Annotated in this window: 20 protein-coding genes; 12 read left to right on the top strand and 8 right to left on the bottom strand. The window is 55.9% G+C overall.

Translation table 11 applies throughout. The features are described from left to right. Window positions 1-126 precede the first annotated feature (126 nt). Entirely contained in the window at window positions 127-402 is a 276-nt protein-coding gene (locus tag WBM93_RS02655) for a hypothetical protein (protein WP_424427896.1), read from the bottom strand. Window positions 403-566: 164 nt separating this feature from the next. On the opposite strand from WBM93_RS02655, the gene WBM93_RS02660 reads away from it, so the two are divergent. The 4 genes from WBM93_RS02660 to aguB all read left to right on the top strand — a co-directional run bounded on the left by WBM93_RS02660 (window position 567) and on the right by aguB (window position 5,055). Continuing rightward, window positions 567-2,243, top strand: coding sequence for a M28 family metallopeptidase (locus WBM93_RS02660; protein WP_424427897.1), 1,677 nt, complete (start codon window positions 567-569; stop codon window positions 2,241-2,243). A gap of 18 nt (window positions 2,244-2,261) precedes the next feature. Continuing rightward, window positions 2,262-3,245 (top strand): agmatine deiminase family protein, encoded by a 984-nt coding sequence (locus WBM93_RS02665; RefSeq protein WP_424427899.1) that lies wholly within the window; start codon window positions 2,262-2,264, stop codon window positions 3,243-3,245. An 88-nt stretch (window positions 3,246-3,333) separates the two neighbouring features. After that, window positions 3,334-4,188 (top strand): class I SAM-dependent methyltransferase, encoded by an 855-nt coding sequence (locus WBM93_RS02670; protein WP_424427901.1) that lies wholly within the window; start codon window positions 3,334-3,336, stop codon window positions 4,186-4,188. 18 nt (window positions 4,189-4,206) lie between these two features. Continuing rightward, the gene (aguB, locus tag WBM93_RS02675; protein ID WP_424427903.1) at window positions 4,207-5,055 is read left to right on the top strand and encodes an N-carbamoylputrescine amidase; all 849 of its coding nucleotides are present in this window, start codon (window positions 4,207-4,209) and stop codon (window positions 5,053-5,055) included. Here aguB and WBM93_RS02680 read toward each other — a convergent pair. Together WBM93_RS02680 and WBM93_RS02685 are read right to left on the bottom strand one after the other, a co-directional pair. Beyond that, a complete protein-coding gene (locus WBM93_RS02680) occupies window positions 5,028-5,693 on the bottom strand; it encodes a uracil-DNA glycosylase (RefSeq protein ID WP_424427905.1) in 666 nt (221 codons plus the stop codon). The genes aguB and WBM93_RS02680 overlap by 28 nt on opposite strands. A 40-nt stretch (window positions 5,694-5,733) precedes the next feature. Then, entirely contained in the window at window positions 5,734-6,096 is a 363-nt protein-coding gene (locus tag WBM93_RS02685; RefSeq protein ID WP_424427907.1) for a DUF3597 domain-containing protein, read from the bottom strand. 248 nt (window positions 6,097-6,344) lie between these two features. On the opposite strand from WBM93_RS02685, the gene WBM93_RS02690 reads away from it, so the two are divergent. Next, window positions 6,345-6,920, top strand: a complete 576-nt coding sequence (locus WBM93_RS02690; protein ID WP_424427909.1) for a DUF937 domain-containing protein — start codon at window positions 6,345-6,347, stop codon at window positions 6,918-6,920. A 27-nt stretch (window positions 6,921-6,947) separates the two neighbouring features. Next, on the top strand, window positions 6,948-7,328 hold the full coding sequence (locus WBM93_RS02695; protein ID WP_424427911.1) for a hypothetical protein: 381 nt from the start codon (window positions 6,948-6,950) through the stop codon (window positions 7,326-7,328). On the opposite strand, the gene WBM93_RS02700 is transcribed toward WBM93_RS02695, so the two are convergent. Together WBM93_RS02700 and WBM93_RS02705 are read right to left on the bottom strand one after the other, a co-directional pair. Beyond that, complete coding sequence (locus WBM93_RS02700; RefSeq protein ID WP_424427913.1) at window positions 7,318-7,797, bottom strand: NfeD family protein; 480 nt, start codon at window positions 7,795-7,797, stop codon at window positions 7,318-7,320. The two genes, WBM93_RS02695 and WBM93_RS02700, sit on opposite strands and share 11 nt — an antisense overlap. A gap of 29 nt (window positions 7,798-7,826) precedes the next feature. Continuing rightward, the gene (locus WBM93_RS02705; protein ID WP_424427915.1) at window positions 7,827-8,789 is read right to left on the bottom strand and encodes an SPFH domain-containing protein; all 963 of its coding nucleotides are present in this window, start codon (window positions 8,787-8,789) and stop codon (window positions 7,827-7,829) included. Between the two features lie 102 nt (window positions 8,790-8,891). Between WBM93_RS02705 and WBM93_RS02710 the strand changes: the two genes are divergently transcribed. From WBM93_RS02710 to WBM93_RS02730, 5 genes are all read left to right on the top strand, one after another. Then, window positions 8,892-10,388 (top strand): M28 family peptidase, encoded by a 1,497-nt coding sequence (locus WBM93_RS02710; protein ID WP_424427916.1) that lies wholly within the window; start codon window positions 8,892-8,894, stop codon window positions 10,386-10,388. 50 nt (window positions 10,389-10,438) lie between these two features. After that, window positions 10,439-11,917 carry an IMP dehydrogenase gene (guaB, locus tag WBM93_RS02715; RefSeq protein ID WP_424427918.1) on the top strand — a complete coding sequence of 493 codons (1,479 nt, stop codon included), beginning with the start codon at window positions 10,439-10,441 and terminating at the stop codon, window positions 11,915-11,917. Window positions 11,918-11,935: 18 nt separating this feature from the next. Beyond that, window positions 11,936-12,145, top strand: a complete 210-nt coding sequence (locus WBM93_RS02720; RefSeq protein ID WP_424427919.1) for a hypothetical protein — start codon at window positions 11,936-11,938, stop codon at window positions 12,143-12,145. Further along, the gene (locus WBM93_RS02725; RefSeq protein ID WP_424427921.1) at window positions 12,142-13,320 is read left to right on the top strand and encodes an RsmB/NOP family class I SAM-dependent RNA methyltransferase; all 1,179 of its coding nucleotides are present in this window, start codon (window positions 12,142-12,144) and stop codon (window positions 13,318-13,320) included. The genes WBM93_RS02720 and WBM93_RS02725 overlap by 4 nt, the downstream gene beginning before the upstream one ends. Before the next feature lie 69 nt (window positions 13,321-13,389). Continuing rightward, window positions 13,390-13,920, top strand: a complete 531-nt coding sequence (locus WBM93_RS02730; protein ID WP_424427923.1) for a tetratricopeptide repeat protein — start codon at window positions 13,390-13,392, stop codon at window positions 13,918-13,920. Window positions 13,921-13,939: 19 nt separating this feature from the next. Here WBM93_RS02730 and WBM93_RS02735 read toward each other — a convergent pair whose 3' ends face one another. Genes WBM93_RS02735 through WBM93_RS02745 form a run of 3 tightly spaced genes read right to left on the bottom strand, consistent with a single transcriptional unit; the run spans window position 13,940 to window position 16,343 of the window. Further along, complete coding sequence (locus WBM93_RS02735) at window positions 13,940-14,890, bottom strand: DUF481 domain-containing protein (RefSeq protein ID WP_424427925.1); 951 nt, start codon at window positions 14,888-14,890, stop codon at window positions 13,940-13,942. A gap of 23 nt (window positions 14,891-14,913) precedes the next feature. Next, window positions 14,914-15,402 carry an RNA pyrophosphohydrolase gene (locus tag WBM93_RS02740; RefSeq protein WP_424427931.1) on the bottom strand — a complete coding sequence of 163 codons (489 nt, stop codon included), beginning with the start codon at window positions 15,400-15,402 and terminating at the stop codon, window positions 14,914-14,916. Then, window positions 15,399-16,343, bottom strand: coding sequence for an alpha/beta hydrolase (locus tag WBM93_RS02745; protein ID WP_424427927.1), 945 nt, complete (start codon window positions 16,341-16,343; stop codon window positions 15,399-15,401). Before WBM93_RS02745 ends, WBM93_RS02740 begins: the two co-directional genes overlap by 4 nt. A gap of 182 nt (window positions 16,344-16,525) precedes the next feature. Here WBM93_RS02745 and WBM93_RS02750 point away from each other — a divergent pair. Then, window positions 16,526-17,428: 2-oxoacid:acceptor oxidoreductase family protein (locus WBM93_RS02750; RefSeq protein ID WP_424427929.1), on the top strand; the 903-nt coding region annotated here is incomplete at its 3' end.

A 17,428-nucleotide genomic window follows, 5' to 3' on the forward strand; every position in this document is an offset into this window, starting at 1 on the left:
CCCCTGTTTTTTGGTCAGCAGCTGCGGCTTGCTACCATCCATATTAACCGCGAAAACATTCGAGAAGCTATATAATTGACCTGCATATTCGGTCGTCCCGCCAGCCGTACAAGCCAAACGGACGCTCTAAACCCAGCCGCACCAGGCGAGATTTTCGGGGTCCCCGGACGAGGTGGTGACACGGACAGGAGTGTTGCCCTTCGTCAGATCAATCGAATAGAGATCCGTTTGCGTTCCGGGGCCAGGAGAAACAAACGCGATCTTGTTACCATCTGGTGACAAGCTGATATCGCGCACTGCCGGCAATGCGCCAAAAATTTTGGCTTTTTCATTGGCTGAAACGGTGGGGATCGTAAGGGCCGTTGTAACGGCGAGCGAGACAAATACTAAACTATTGCGCAACACAAAAACTCCCGATTGAAATATTCAGTTACAAATCATCGCGAACTTGGTGGTGTTTGGCAAGCCACTAATTCAATCATGACGCTGCTTGCCTTGCCGAAAATCGTCTGCCATTGAGCAGATAAGGTTTTTCGAAACCGTGAATTTCAGAAGGATAGCTCAATATGTTGAAACGGTCGCTTTGGGTGCTGCTTGCACCCTCGCTGGTACTGGCTGGCTGCACGAAGATTGAAGAAGGTGATATGGCGGTTGCGCTGCCCGAAATCGCGGCGCCGGAATTGTCGGTCGAGACGATGAAGTCGATTACCGAAGAGCTTTCGTCGGACGCCTATGAAGGCCGCGCGCCGGGAACCGCTGGCGAGGAAAAGACGCTCGCGTTGCTGACCAAGAGATTTGCAGAAGCGGGGCTCAAACCGGGCAACGGCGACAGCTGGTTCCAGGATGTTCCGCTTGTTTCGATCGAGGCAAAAAATGTCTCGCCGCTGACTGTTACCGGCGGTTCCGAAAAACTCAGCTTTGCCTATGGTAGTGAAATGGTGGTTACCAGCTATCAGGAGCAACCCAAGATTGATGTGGCGGCCAGCGATATGGTGTTTGTCGGCTATGGTGTGAATGCGCCGGAGCGCGGCTGGAACGACTATGCCGGCGTCGATGTCAAAGGCAAGACCGTCGTCATATTGGTCAATGACCCCGATTTCGGTACTGAAAGTCTGGACGGCGAATTCGGTGGCCGGGCGATGACCTATTATGGCCGCTGGACATATAAATATGAAGAAGCGGCGCGGCAGGGCGCAGCCGCTGCTCTGATCATCCATGACACCGATCCTGCTGCCTATGGCTGGAACGTAGTGGAATCGAGCTGGAGCGGGCCACAATTTTATGCGCAGTCTGTCGATGGTGGAGCGGACCAGACGAAGATCAACGGCTGGATCCAGAAAGACACGGCCGCGAAAATATTCGCTGCCGCCGGCAAGGATCTCGATGCGCAAATGAAAGCAGCCAAGAAAAAGGGCTTCAAGGCAGTCGATCTCGGATTGAAAGCGTCCTCCTCCTTTGAGAACACGATCAGCAAGATGGACAGCAAGAATGTCGTCGGCATTTTGAAGGGTAAGACCCGTCCGGACGAATATGTGATCTATACCGCCCACTGGGACCATCTCGGTCGCTGCAAACCGGCGCCGGACGGCGATGACATCTGCAACGGGGCGGTCGACAATGCTACCGGAACAGCTGCTCTGGTCGCTCTGGCGGAAGCGCATGTCAAAGCCGGTGCACCAGATCGGAGCATTATCTTTCTGGCGGTGACCGCTGAGGAATCCGGACTGCTGGGTTCGAAATATTATGCGCAGAATCCGATCTATCCGCTGAGCCAGACCGTTGGCGGCGTGAATATGGATGCTTTCGGCATGGCCGGGCCTGCCAAAAACGTGATCGTTGTCGGCAAGGGGAAATCGGGCCTGGATCGTTATCTGGACGCCGCTCTGACCGGCGACGGACGGGTTGCAGAGGCCGAACCAACACCGGAAAAAGGATATTACTACCGGTCGGACCATTTCAGCTTTGCCAAGCAGGGCGTCCCGATGATCTATTTCGAAGGCGGAGAAGATCTGGTTGAAGGCGGGCGCGAAGCTGGCGAAGCGATCTCCAAAGACTATACCGAGAACCGGTACCACGGTCCCAAGGATGAATATGATCCGAACTGGAACTGGGACGGCGTGATGGGCGATCTGAAAGTCTATTACACGGTAGCGCGGATGCTTGCGATGACCGAAGACTGGCCGAACTGGACCGATGGCGACGAATTCCGCGCAACGCGGGATAAAAGCCGCGCTGGCGACTGATCCCCCAGCCCAGACCGCATGACGAGATGGCCAGCAGAGTGGGAGCCGCATCAGGCGGTGTGGATCGGCTTTCCCGGCGATCCGGCGGAATGGCCGGTCGGGCGCGAAGAAGCGCAGCGGGAAGTCGCTGCCTTTGCGAGTGCCGTTGCGGACGAAGGTTCCGGTGAGACGGTCGTTCTGGTGTGCCGCAATATCGCAGATAGGGACATCGCGCGTTCTCTGGTTAGGTCCTGTGTGAACCTTGTTGTCGAACCGTTCGGTGATATCTGGCTGCGCGATAGCGCGCCGGTCTTCATTGTCGGATCGAACGGGCTTACGGGCCAGAATTTCGGCTTCAATGGCTGGGGCGGCAAATATGAGATGGCCGGTGATCAGGATATCGGTCAGCGGTTGGCAACCCGTTTTGGCCTCTCGGTCAGCGACCAAAGTTGGATTTTGGAGGGCGGTGCGATTGACGGGGATGGCGCGGGTAGGCTGGTTACCACCACGCAATGCGTTCTCAATTCCAACCGCAATGACGGGCTCAGTAAAGAGCAGGTTGCAGAACGGTTGCGCGAGGCCCTGGCGACGCAGGATATATGCTGGCTGGGGGATGGGTTGATTGCCGATCATACGGACGGCCATGTCGATAATCTGGCCCGTTTTATAGCGCCCGGTACAGTTGCAATTCCACAATCGGACTCCGCGGACGATCCCAATGCGCAGATTTTTGACGATGCCGCACAGCGAGCCGCATCATCGGGCTTGCAAGTCGTCCGCTTGCCATCGGCCGGACGATATATGGTGGGCGGCGACATTGCCCCGGCGAGCTATATGAATTTTTATATCGGCAATACAGTCGTGGCGGTTCCGCAATATGATATTGCGAACGATGCCAAGGCGGTCGATCAAATCGGCACGCTGTTCCCCGACCGAAAGGTGGTCGGGCTTTCCAGCCGGTCATTGTTGCGCGGCGGCGGCAGTTTCCACTGCATCTCGCAACAGATTCCGCAGATAACATAGTCCGATATTACGTATTGTTTCTCGGTGAGGACCGGCTACGGTTTTCGACAGGAAAAAAACAAGTCAGACTATTCGAGAGGAAAAAATTATGAAGAAATTGCTGATAGCCAGCGCTGCACTGGCCTGGTTAGGAATGGCTGTCCCCGCAGCTGCGGATCACCATAAAAATGGCGGCACCGCGATGACCGATGCCGCTATGCAGGCGGTGCTTTCGGACAAGCGCCGCGCCGGCGACAGCGATCGCGACATTTATCGCCATCCTGCAGAGACGTTGAACTTCTTTGGCGTCAAACCGCAGCATAAAGTTGTGGAATACGGACCTGGCGGTGGCTGGTACACGCGCATATTGGCACCTTATCTCGCCGGCAGCGGGCAATATATTGCGATCAATGCTGACAGTTCGGACACCAGTTTCCCGGACCGGGCCCGCGAGGCGCGGACCAAGGGTTGGCCCGAAAGCTTCCCCGAAGCGGCGGCGAAGTGGACCGGCGTCGATGCCAAAAAAATATTGGCATTCGAAAGCGACGAGATGCCCGATGAAATGAAGGGCACGGTGGACAGGATCTTGATATTCAGATCCTTGCATGGAATGCTGAACGGCAACCGGGCTGACTCGGAACTGCGCGCCTTGCGCGAGATGCTGGCCGATGACGGAATGGTCGGGATCGTCCAGCACCGGGCCAAGAAAGACGCATCCTATGCAATGTCCAACGGCACCAAAGGCTATCTGAAACAGGCAACGGTTATCGCCTTGTTCGAGCTGAACGGCTTTTCGCTGGTCAGCCAATCCGAAGTCAACGCCAATCCCAAGGACAAGTCCGACTATGACCGCGGAGTCTGGACACTACCGCCGGTTCTGGCGTTGGGCGATGATGACAAAGCCAAATATGAAGCGATCGGTGAATCCGACCGCATGACATTATTGTTTAAGAAGCGTCCTTAAGCCGCTAATGGGGCCGCTATGACCAACATATGTGTAGCGGCCCTCCAGCTGCCTCTGGGCGGTGATGAACAGGCGAATATCTTTGCCGTGAGCGGCCTGATTGCCGAAGCGGCAGAGCAGGGTGCCCGGATCATTCTGCCGCCCGAGCTTTTTGCCGGCCCCTATTTTTGCAAGACCGAGGATGAGGCGCTTTTTGCGCTGGCCCAGCCGGTAAGCGAGAGCGCTCCGGTGCTCGCAATGCAAAAGCTCGCCAGACAATATGGCGTTGCGATTCCGGCGAGCTTTTTTGAACGCGACGGACCGCATCATTATAACAGCATCGCGATGATCGATCCGGATGGCGAGATCTTGGGTGTCTATCGTAAAAGCCATATTCCCGATGGTCCCGGCTATGAGGAAAAATTCTATTTCCGTCCCGGAAATTCGGGCTTCAGGGTCTGGGATGTCTGCGGCACCAGAATTGGCGTCGGCATTTGCTGGGACCAATGGTATCCGGAGAGCGCGCGCGCGATGGCGCTAATGGGGGCGGAGATATTGTTCTATCCCACCGCCATCGGCTCTGAACCTTATGACGCCGATCTCGACACCAGCCGCATGTGGCGACGGGCGATGAAGGGCCATGCGGTGAGCAACTGCATGCCGGTGGTCGCGAGCAACCGCATCGGCATCGAGGAGGGGCAGGCCTTTTACGGACACAGCTTTATCGCCAATGAATGGGGTGATCTGGTAGCGGAATATGGCTCGCAGGAAACCGGCGCGCTGGTTGCTTCATTTGATCTCGAACAGGCGCGCAAGCACCGGGCCGGCATGGGATTTTTCCGGGATCGCCGGCCGGAACTTTACGGGCGGCTGGCTGAGGATATTTGAACCGCCCGTTCGAACACGTCCTCGAACATCTCGACCGTCAATCGCCTCGTATTCACATTATACCGGCTGCAATGATAGCTGTCGATCAGGGTGCGGCCATCGGGTAGATCATGTTGCGCGCCATGGGCAAATATATGATCTGTCAGCCTAGCGCCCGACAGGCGGATGATGCTGTCATGGGCGACCTTGCCGAGTGCCAAAGTGATTCTCAATGCGGGCAGGCCATCCAGCGCTTTAGCGAGATAGGGCCTGCAATTGTTGATCTCTCCTGCGGTTGGTTTATTTTCCGGCGGCAGGCATTTGACGGCGTTGAGGATAATCGCGTCGTTCAGTTTGATACCGTCTGCAGGGTCATTGGTGAACACGCCCTCGACAAAACCGAATTTTGTCAAAGTGGCGAACAACATCTCGCCCGAGGCATCGCCGGTAAACGGCCTGCCGGTCCGGTTGGCACCTTCCGTGCCGGGAGCGAGCCCTACGACGGCCAGCCAGGCCTCGGGATCACCAAAGGCCGGGACCGGCGCGTTCCACCAGTCGGGATGGTCCTTGCGCAGGGATTTTCGCAGGCCAACCAGTCTCGGGCAGCGCCGACATCCTTTCGGGGCCTCGGCAAAAAGAAGGGGGCTATGATCGCTCACAGCCCCCGCCTAAATTCAAACCGACCTGTGGTCCAGATGATTAGTCCTTCAGTTCAGCCGGAACAATGCCGCCGGCTGCGGCGATCTTGTTCATCACCTGCTTGTGGAGCAGGATATTGTCTTCGGCAGAACCGCTATAATCGCTATTGCCCAGTTCCTGCGCCAGTTCCTTGCGATTGCCATAGCTGGCATCGATCTGGACCAGTTTCATCAGATCGACGATCGAGGTGCGCCAGTTGAGTTTGTCCGAACCCGGGATGTTGTCCAGCCGGGCAACGACGTCTACTTCGCCGATCGCCGCGCGTTCGGTTGGTGCGGTTGCAACGGGTGCTGCGGCTTTGGGCTCTGCGGCCTTGGCTTCTCCGCCAAAAATTGCGTTCTTGATTTTTCCGAAAATACTCATGTCTTGCTCCTTTTTAAACTTGGGTGCCATTCCATCCGGCTTCGCCTGCAGCCACCCTTCCAAAAATGTCTCGGAGTTACAACTTGTGAAGTCAATTGGGGTTCCTCCTGATTCACGGCTTTCAGCGTTTAACGCCGTGTAAATACTGGTAAACCCGCTGATTTTTGGGTTTCCATCCCGAAAATATGCTAGGCTTCTGGCAAGCAAGGAATCAAAACGGGCCGTCACGGCATTGAGGGAGAACGACGATGAATATCATGGATATGTTGCAGCAGTCGGGCGGCATCGGAACGATGGCCAAAGAATTGGGGGTCAACGAATCCGTTGCGCAAGCTGGTGCTGCGGCGTTGCTGCCAGCCATATTGGGCGGTTTCAAGAAAACCACGCAAGCGCAACCGAGTGGCCTCGATGGGCTGGGCGGATTGCTTGGCCAGCTTGGCGGCGGCGGGTTGCTCGATAGCGTGCTGGGTTCGAAACCGACTCCGGTCGAAAAGGGCAACGAGGTGCTCGGTCAGATATTCGGTTCCAAGGAAGTCAGCCGGACTGTCGCGGCCGGTGCAGAACAGCAGACCGGGATCAGCAGCGATTTGCTAAAGAAAATGCTGCCGGTCGTAGCCATGATGGTGGCGGGTTCTATGGCCAAGCAAGGCCCGGACAGCGCTGGTGATGGTGGCGGACTTGGCGGTCTCATCAGTGGATTGCTGGGCGGAGGCAACAAGACGTCGTCGGGTGGTCTGGGCGGTATCGCGTCGATGCTTGATCTGGACGGTGATGGCAATCCGCTGGATGATATCATCGGTATGGCCGGAAGACTGGTACGTTAAACTAACCCCTAATGAAGGATAAAGACTATGAGCATGCTTGAAAAAATCATGGATATGCTGCCTGAAAATTTCAGCATTGACGACATTGCTGAAAAAGCCGGTATGACGGCAGAAGAAGCGAAAAAGGGCGGTGAAGCGCTGTTCGCAAAGTTGCGTGATGGCAGTATGGACAAGGTAACCGCGATCAAGGAAGCCGCTGCCGAAGCTGGTGTTGATGCCGAAAAACTGAAAGGGCTGTTGCCAGCATTGGCGGAAAAAGCAGGTCTTGATGGTGAAGGCAGTCTGATGGACAAGCTGACCGGCAAAGATGGCTTGCTTGGCAAGGCGACCAGTTTTCTCGACCGCGATGGTGACGGCAATCCTATCAACGACCTCACCAATATGGCCAAGGGATTCTTCAAGAAATAGGCTTTGTTTCCAACATTCCGGTGTCCTCTAGTGCTTCCAGCCGGAGGACACCGTTTTCTACCGCGGCAACTTTCGCGATTCCGCCCTTTTTCATATCCGGACCTTTTGCCGGCCATTCGCCATCGGCGACTTTTACCCGTCCGCTAGTGGACGAAATTGCCTCCACAATGGTGACGGTTTTCCCGACCAGCTGTGCCGCGCGGTTGTTGAGCAGCGGATTTTCGCTTTCGACAACGTGGGTCAGATACCAGCGCCGGCCGCCCAGAACCGCCAAAATCGTCGACAGGCCGAATAAAGTGAGCTGACCAGCGACGGTCAGATCGATGAACAGCGAAAGGATACCGGTCACCGCCGCGGCTGCGGCTACCCAGATCAGGAAGACGCCGGGGACGAACAGCTCGGCCAGCGCGAGCAGCGCAGCAAGACTTAACCAGACATATTCCGGGTTGTTTATCGAGAAATCATCCATGGCTTACGCTCTGCTTCCTCACCGGCTCATTATTCCTTGTTGTCGAACGGGCCCTTGCGCGCGGGTGGCGAGAACATCTGCGTGTTTTCACCAAGCGCTTCTTTGGCCAGAGCGCCAATTCCGCCCAAAGTTCCGATCAGCTGGGTGGCCTCGATCGGGAATAATATGGTTTTGGCATTTGGCGAAGTGGCGAATTTTTCGACTGCCTTCACATAGTCTTGCGCGACAAAATAGTTGATCGCCTGGGCATTGCCGCCGGCAATGGCCTCGGACACCATCTGGGTCGCTTTGGCTTCGGCCTGGGCTTCGCGCTCCCGGGCTTCGGCGTCGAGAAAGGCCGCTTCCTTGCGGCCCTCGGCCTGTAAAATCTGACCCTGTTTTTCACCTTCTGAGCGCAGGATTTCCGAGGCGCGTGCGCCTTCTGCATCGAGGATATTGGCGCGTTTTTCGCGTTCGGCCTTCATCTGCCGCGCCATCGCGTTGATGATGTCCTGCGGCGGGCGGATGTCCTTGATTTCGACGCGGGTGATCTTGATTCCCCAAGGGGTTGTTGCGTCATCGATGACGACCAGAAGCCGTCCATTGATTTCGTCGCGCTTGGACAAGGTTTCATCAAGGTCCATCGAGCCCATGACGGTGCGCAGGTTGGTGGTGACGAGATTGAGGATCGCATTGTACAGATCATTGACCTCATAGGCCGCCTTGGCAGCATCGAGCACCTGGAAGAACACCACGCCATCGGTGGAGATCATCGCATTGTCCTTGGTGATGATTTCCTGACCCGGAATATCAAGCACCTGTTCCATCATGTTAACCTTGCGGCCAACGCGGTATAGAAATGCGGGATAGAAATTGAATCCGGGTTGCGCGGTGGTTGTGAAGCGGCCGAAATATTCGATCGTGTAGTGATAGCCTTGCCGGACTATCTTGATACTCGCAAAAAGATAGATGATGGTGACCAACAGCACCAGCAGTAACAGTGAAACGCCCATTTCCATTCTCCTTCGCGAACCGTCTCATTATCATTGATTATTTGCGGGATAATGCCAAGGGAAAAGCGAATTATTTGCGTTAGCAGAAGGGTTGTAGTCGCGATGCGTTTCATTGCCGTTTTGATTTTGTCGAGCTTGTTTTTCACCGTCGGCGCCCGTGCCGAGGCGATAAGCGAGGCGGATTTGCTCAGACATATCGAGATATTGGCGAGCGATGCATATGAAGGGCGAAAGCCCGGTACGGTCGGCGAGAACAAGACCGTCAATTATATCGCCACGCAATGGTCGGCAGCAGGACTGGAGCCGGCAGGCGAAAATGGCTCCTGGTACGCGCCTGTGCCGTTGCGAGAGCGTATCCCGGGGACCTCCCGGCTATATATTTCGGACGGGTTTCGCGGCAAGGCAGTGCGGTTGCGACAGGATGAGATTATCTTGCGGAGCCGTGATCCATCCTTCCGGCAATCCAATATACCCGTCGTGTTCGCGGGCTATGCCGATCCCGGGCAGGACGGGACATCGGTAGTCGGAAAACTTGTTCTTTTGCCCAACAGGCCGCCCGAAGATAGCGACCCGGGGTCAAATTTTCACAATCGCAAACTCCAGTTGATCCGGGATGGAGCGATTGGGGTGATTTCCGTTACCGACGATCAAGATCGCTGGCCAAGATTCCGACGCGTTTACCTCCGGGGGTCAACCGCCATGATCGAACCGGAAAATCATGCAGCTGTCGAAGGATTGATCAGTCTGGATCAGTTCAGGAAAATGGCGAAGCAATCCGGCCTGGACGCCGAATCCCTGCTCGCTGACCGAGCCGCTATCTCTGTTGTTGATCTCGGTCTGAGCGCGGACGCAACGGCCGAGACCCAGGTTCATCCCTACACTTCCCATAATGTGATCGGAAAAATTGCCGGTACCGATCCGGATAGCGGAGCCGTGCTGTTCATGGGACATTGGGATCATTTTGGTGAATGTCGTGTCGAAGACCCGCTGGAACCCGGCAAGGACCGCATTTGCAACGGCGCGATCGACAACGCCAGCGGCATATCGCTGCTGATCGAAACCGCGAAACGCCTTTCCCGCGATGGTCATGACCGGGATATCTATTTTCTGGCTACCACCGCCGAAGAAAAGGGTTTGCTGGGGGCGCGGGCGTTTGTTCGGTATCCTCCGATCGCACTCGCCAATTTCGTTGCGGTTTTCAATGCCGACACCATCGCACTTTCGGATGACCGCAAGAACATCGCGGTCATAGGACTGGGACAGTCCGCGCTTGATGGCGACATCGGGATTGTCGCCGCCAAAGAGGGTCGCGAGATTGACCGCAGTGGCAAGGCGGATGCTTATCTAGCGCGTCAGGACGGCTATGTTTTTCTGGAGCGCGATATCCCTGCCTATATGATAACCAGCGCGTTTGCCGACGAGGAACGGGTGAAGGCCTATATCGACGGACCTTATCATGATGTTAGCGATGAAGTGAATGACTCCTTGTTACTTGCCGGAGCAGCTGCCGACGCCGATTTCCATGTCGCGCTGGGCCGTTATTTTTCTTCGACCGCAACTTATCCCGGAATAGCCACTAGCGGTTCCGCCGATAACTGATTACATGGGCCGCCACAGAATCACATTCAGCATATCGGAAAGTGGCAATCATGAGCAGGCCAGGCAAGCATAAAGAAATTCAATTGGGGCTGACTTTTGATGATGTCCTGCTGCGCCCCGCTGCGTCCGAGATCGTGCCGAGCCAGGCCAATACGAAAACCCGTCTGACCAAATTGATCGGGCTCAATATCCCGGTCATTTCCTCCGCAATGGATACGGTGACTGAGTCGGATATGGCGATAGTCATGGCGCAAATGGGCGGAATCGGTGTGCTGCACCGTAATCTCACTGTGGCTCAGCAGACCGCAGCCGTGCGGCAGGTGAAAAGATTTGAATCCGGCATGGTCGTCAATCCGATCACCATCGCACCGAACGCAACGCTTGCAGAAGCGCAAGCGATCATGGAGCAGAACCGGATTTCGGGCATCCCCGTGGTCGAAAAATCGGGCAAGCTGGTTGGCATCTTGACCAACCGCGATGTGCGTTTTGCGGAAAACCCCAAGCAAATGATCTCGGAACTGATGACCAAGGAAAATCTGGCCACGGTTCCGGCGGGCGTCAGTCAGGAAGATGCACGGCGGACCTTGCATCAGCGACGGATTGAGAAATTGCTTGTGGTGGACGACGATTATCACTGCGTAGGCCTGATCACGGTCAAGGATATTGAAAAGGCCGTCACTTATCCCAATGCAACCAAGGACGCATCCGGACGCTTGCGTGTCGCTGCGGCCTCAACCGTCGGAGAAAGCGGACTGGAGCGTACCGAGGCGCTGATCGAGGCGGAATGCGATTTGATCGTTGTCGACACCGCCCATGGTCACAGCGCGATGGTGGCGCGGGCCGTGGAAGATATCAAAAAACGCTCGAACAGCACCCAGATCATAGCCGGTAACGTAGCGACCGCGGCCGCGACGCGCGCTTTGATCGATGCAGGTGCAGACGGTATCAAGGTTGGCATCGGTCCGGGCTCGATTTGTACCACCCGGGTCGTGGCCGGTGTCGGTGTCCCGCAGCTAACTGCAATCATGGAATGTGCAGAAGAGGCAGAAAAATCGGGCATTCCGATCATCGCCGATGGCGGATTGCGAACTTCGGGCGATGTCGCAAAAGCTCTGGCCGCCGGTGCCTCTGCTGTGATGATCGGATCGCTGCTTGCCGGAACCGAGGAAGCGCCGGGAGAAACCTTTCTCTATCAGGGCCGTGCCTATAAAAGCTATCGCGGCATGGGTTCGGTCGGTGCCATGGCGCGCGGATCGGCGGATCGCTATTTCCAGCAGGATATTACCGATCAGATGAAACTGGTGCCGGAAGGAATAGAAGGCCAGGTGCCTTTCAAGGGGCCAGCACGTGACGTCATCCATCAGCTGGTTGGCGGGGTAAAAGCGGCCATGGGCTACACCGGTTCCGCGACGCTGGAAGATTTGCGGGAACGGGCGGAATTCGTCCGGATCACCAATGCCGGACTGCAGGAAAGCCATGTCCATGATGTTGCGATCACCAGAGAAGCTCCCAATTATCCGACACGATAGAGCCTTTGGAGGCATCTTGTGATTGAAGCCAAGATATTTTTGCTGATGTTCATCTGGCCGACGGGTCAGATGGAGGATAAACCGCTTTGGACCAATGGTGCCTATTTGACGGTTGAAAGCTGTGAAGAATATGCCGTGCAGCGCAGGGCGGCGATAGCCGCCGAATACGGGGCTGGCGCCCGTGTGGAACATTATTGTTTCGACGCCGACGATCGCATGGACAAGTGACCCCCCCGGCAAGGCTGCAAGCGGCGATAGAGCTGCTGGACTGGATCATTGCTGCTGCGCGGGACAACGGGGCCTCTGCGGATAATATCGCGAAGAAGTTTTTCAAAGAACGGCGCTATGCCGGATCGGGTGATCGCCGCGCCATTCGCGAGCTGGTCTATACCGCGATCAGGCGTTGGGGGGAACGGCCGAAAAACGGCCGCGAGGCCATGCTGGGTCTGGTCGTCGAACAACCTGAGTTGCAGGAGCATTTTACCGGTACTGCATATGGTCCCGCAGCGATTGGAGCAGATGAAGCGGTCGCAAGCGGCGCACAAATACCGGAATGGTTGGCGGACCGGTTCGCCAGCCTGATCGACGAATCCGAACGCAAGGCGCTGTTTGATCGCGCACCGCTGCATGTCCGGGTCAACGGTCAGCGTTCTACGGATCTGGAAGTAAAATCAGCATGGCCGGAAGCCGTCGCGCTAGCCCTTCCGCATGGCTATGAGCTTCCGACGGGAACCCAGCTGGAAGACAAGACGCTGTTTCGCGAAGGCGCAATCGAAATCCAGGATCTCGGCAGTCAGGCGATCGCAATGGCGGGCGCGGCTGCCAAACCGAATCTGGTTCTTGATCTATGTGCGGGAGCTGGCGGTAAAACCCTCGCTCTGGCAGCGATGCTTCCGTTTGAGAGCAAAATAATTGCGGCGGATACTGATCGCGGACGGTTAAGCCGGATCGAGCCGCGTAAACGCCGAGCCAGTGCGCGGAATATCGAAACAATTCTGCTCGCGCCTGGCAAGGAAATCGACGCGTTGCAACATCTGAAGGCCAGTTGCGATCTGGTGTTGATCGATGCCCCGTGCAGCGGGACGGGAACCTGGCGCCGCAACCCGGAATTGCGCTGGCGGATGTCGCCAAAACGACTCGATTACACGACGGAATTGCAGCAAAGACTGATCGAGCTTGGCAGTGAAATGGTCAGACCCGGCGGGCGACTCGTATATGCCGTTTGTTCGCTTCTTGATGCAGAAGGCGGCGACCAGACCGACCGGTTTCTCGATAGCCATCCACAATGGCAGGAAATATCGATTGATTTGCCGATCGGCCGCCCATATCGTAAAGGTACTCTTCTTTCACCGTATCATGACGGAACGGATGGCTTTTATTTTACTTGCCTCGAAAAATTGTGATAGCAAAACATGTTAAGCCAGCATGCAGATAATCCTGGCTATGGTCGCGAGAGTTTATTGGAGCTGATTATGCGTTTTTCACCGGCTGTTATCGCCTTGTCGCTTGTGTTCGCTACTGTTTCCAGTGCCAGTTTTGGCCAGTCCGCCGATGTAGACATCAAACAACGCTCGGTTGAATATATGCAATTGGGCGAAGCAGCGCAAAAACGCGGCGAACTTGATCTTGCTGCGGATCTCTATGAAACGTCGCTGGTCGTGGACCCGCGCAACGGTTCGGCTTTCATCGCCCTGGCGCAAATTGCCCGGGCGCAAAAGCTGCCCGGCAAGGCGATACGCCTCTATCGCGAAGCGCTGATATTAGATCCGAATAATCTCGATGCGCTTGCGGGGCAGGGTGAAGCCCTCATCCAGCGCGGTGCAACGGAAAAAGCGCGTGTGAACCTGTCGCGGATTGAAACCTTGTGCCGGTCGCGCTGTGCGCAGACCGACCAATTGGCATCGGCGATTGATCTGGCGGAAAAAAAGCCGGTGCTGTCAGCAGAAGCGGTTACGCTAAAACCCAAAATCGGTGATGAAAAACCGGTTTCGGAAACACCCTGACACGCCGTTTTCCTAATTTTCAGAAATCATAGACCAGAGATGCACGGCTGAGAGTGTCCGTTTTTGCGCGACCGACCTTGGGATTGGTTTCATGTTCGATCGTGTAGGAAAGGCGGGTTGATAAACTCCCAATAAGTTTTGCATCAAGCGCTGACGTGGCTGTAAAAGTGGTGTTGTCGCTATCAAAGACGGCAACAGCTGAAGTGAATCCCTGGGCATCGCTAGCGTAAGTGCCACCGGCATCTTGTGAAAATTTGAGGTGGTCGGAAATCTTCCAGTCAAAGTCTACCCCGACCAAAGCGGCAAGGCTGCTTTTGGTATCGCCTTCAGCAAAATCGGTGATCCGAATTGCGGGTCCGGCTTTGATGGCAAGCCGGATGTCCCCGGTTTTGACGAGCTCGTAACCGAGACCCCCCGATAATGTGTATCGGGCCGAAAAGCCCTGGAGACGATCCCGTTCGAACTGGGCAAGTCCATAAGCGTAAAGCCTTTTGTCGAACTTGTAATTCGGCTCGATGGTGGCGTTCAGCTGATCGCGGGTCGTTATGCCTTTATTGCGTTCATAGTCGGCGCGTGCCTTGAAGTTCATCCGCCACTTGACGGCATCCTTGACCAGCTTGACGCTACCAGTGATCCCCATGTTGTTTGTGTTTCCGGTAGAACGAAAGCCGCCCAGTTCGCCTTGCCCCTCCCAGTTTTCAAATAGTCCTGCCTCTTGCTTCTTCAGTATAGCGGCTTCGGCCTTTTTTGCCTGTTTGACATTATAATCAGCCATGAGAGTATCAATCTCGGCGAGATCGTCCGGGTTTGTCGCTTTGGCAATTTTGACAATCGCGAGAACGTCCTGTTCGTTTCCGGAAGCAATGGCGGCGTCGATCATGGCTTTGACGGGAGCGGGGAGCGTGGCCGCAGCCGGCGTGGAAATGCTCGCCGCAAAACAAATCACGGTCGTTAACGCTAATCTCGACATAGAAAAAATCCAAATACTGGTGATTAAATCAGCGGTAGAAACTCTTTTAATACCGCGCGATACAGGTCCCTTTTGAAGGGAACGATGATATCTGGCAAGCCCTCGGGATCAGTCCATTTCCAGTTTAAAAATTCCGGATGGTCGGTCTGGATGTCGATATGGTCGTCTTGGCCCGTGAAGCGCATCAGGAACCAGCTTTGCCGCTGGCCGCGATATTTGCCTTTCCAGATCTTGCCGAGCAGCTCGTCGGGAAGATCGTAGAGATGCTCTTCGGTGCTCCGGCCAATGATCTGCACATGGTCTTCAACGACACCGGTTTCCTCCCGAAGCTCGCGCAAAGCCGCCGCTTCGGCTTTCTCGCCTTTGTCGATTCCGCCTTGCGGCATCTGCCAGGCGTCCGGATATTGGCTGGCTGCAGCGTCCAGTCTCTGGCCCACGAACACCTGCCCCTCCCGGTTTGCCAGCATGATGCCAGCGCAGGGGCGATACGGAAGTTTGCTGAAATCGTTCACAGGCTGGCGAGCAGTGTTTTCCACGCGGCAATCATCCTGTCCACATCCTGCGCTGCTGACGGCACGGCCTTGCGGATATTGATGAAGCCATGGACGTTGCCGGGCATTTCTATAAAATTGGTGTTGATGCCGTGCCGGATCAAATCTGCGGCATAATCGCGGCCCTGGTCGCGCAAAGGATCGAGGCCAGCGGTAACCAGCACCGTTGGCGGCGATTTGGTCAGATCGCCTAGATAAGGCGATACGTGAATGTCATCGTCCTTTGGCGCGTATTGGCGGTCGAAATATTCCATGCTCTCTTTTGTGAGCAGAAAGCCTTCGGCAAATTCATCCATCGATCCGCCTTCTGCATCCATGCGGGTAGCAGGGTAAATGGGAAATTGCGCGACGACGGGAACAGAAGCGGGCTCGGCAGCCAACACTTGGCCGACCACCAAGGCAAGATTTCCGCCTGCGCTGTCGCCGCAGGGAATCATGCCGCTGATCTTGAGTTTGAGTTGCTCCTGGTTGTCCGCAACCCATCGTGTCGCGGCCAGACTGTCATGCGGAGCAGCGGGGAAAGGCGCTTCAGGGGCCAAGCGATAATCGACAGCGATTACCGGAATATCCATTTGGCGCGAGATATAGGTGCAGAAACTATGATGCGATTCGAGATCACCGATAACAAAGCCGCCGCCATGATAAAAGATGATGACGGGTGTTTCCGCGCTCCGTTCGGCTTGGCTATCGTAAAGACGGAGCGCAATGTCGCCCGCCGGACCGGGGCAAGACAGGTCCTCTATCCGCGCCAGATCAACCGCGTCTGCTTCCAGCATTGTCGCCATCACATTATACATTTCGCGCGCCGCTGCGGGTTCCACCTCCGACATTAGCGGCTGGTCTGATTGCGCCAGCATCGTCAAAATCATTTGCACATCGGGGCGCACATAGGCGTCAGTCATCTCTCATCTCCAACCATTTAACCGATCGATTAGATCAGGCTATGTTCACTAGGCAAGCGTTATTCAGGGCGCGGCGCCCAAACAAATGCTTTATCCCTATTAGATTTTGTGGTTTGAAGCTCGTTGCATTGCTGCTCTAAGGGGCGTTGCGACTTAATAAGTAAAGGCACGGAAAACCCATCATGGCCACCGCAATAACGCCAGAACGACCCAATGATCCCCAGCCCGACGGCGCCGAAAACGTCGTTGTCCGGTTCGCCGGAGATAGCGGCGATGGAATGCAGCTGACCGGAGGGCAGTTCACCCTTTCGACCGCCCTGGCAGGCAATGATCTGGCAACATTTCCCGATTTTCCGGCAGAAATTCGCGCACCCCAAGGGACGCTGTTCGGTGTTTCCGCGTTCCAGATCAACTTTGGCTCTCGCGCGATTGAAACCGCTGGCGACGAACCGGATGTGCTGATCGCGATGAACCCAGCCGCGCTGAAAACCAATGTCCAGGCGGTCCGTCCGGGCGGCCTGGTGATCGCGGATGAAGGCGAATTCGGGAAGCGCAATCTCGACAAGGCCCATTATGACAGCAATCCGCTGGAAGACGGCTCGCTCGCCAAATGGCAATTGCTCAAGCTCGATATCTCGCAACTGACTCTCGATGCGGTGAAACCTTTCGGACTTGGTAACAAGGAAGCGCTGCGCTGCAAGAATATGTGGACGCTTGGTCTCGCCTTGTGGATGTTTGAACGCGACCGGGAACCGATTGTGCAGTGGCTGAAAAGCAAATTTGCCAAGATGCCGGAAATCGCGGAGGCGAACATCGCGGCGCTGAACGCCGGCCATGCTTATGGTGAAACTGCCGAGATTTCGGGCGATGGACTTGGCGGAGGACATTTCACACCGCACAAGGTTGCCGCTGCTCCCGCGGAACCCGGAACATATCGGACTGTGACCGGCGCGGAATCCCTGTCTCTGGGACTGGTCGCAGGAGCTCGACTGGCGGGTCTACCGATGTTTTTCGGTGGATATCCGATCACCCCGGCATCGGCGATCCTGCATCATCTCTCCCGATTGAAAGAATTTGGGGTCACG

The organism is Parasphingorhabdus sp., assembly GCF_049667325.1.
In the GTDB taxonomy this organism is placed as follows: domain Bacteria; phylum Pseudomonadota; class Alphaproteobacteria; order Sphingomonadales; family Sphingomonadaceae; genus Parasphingorhabdus.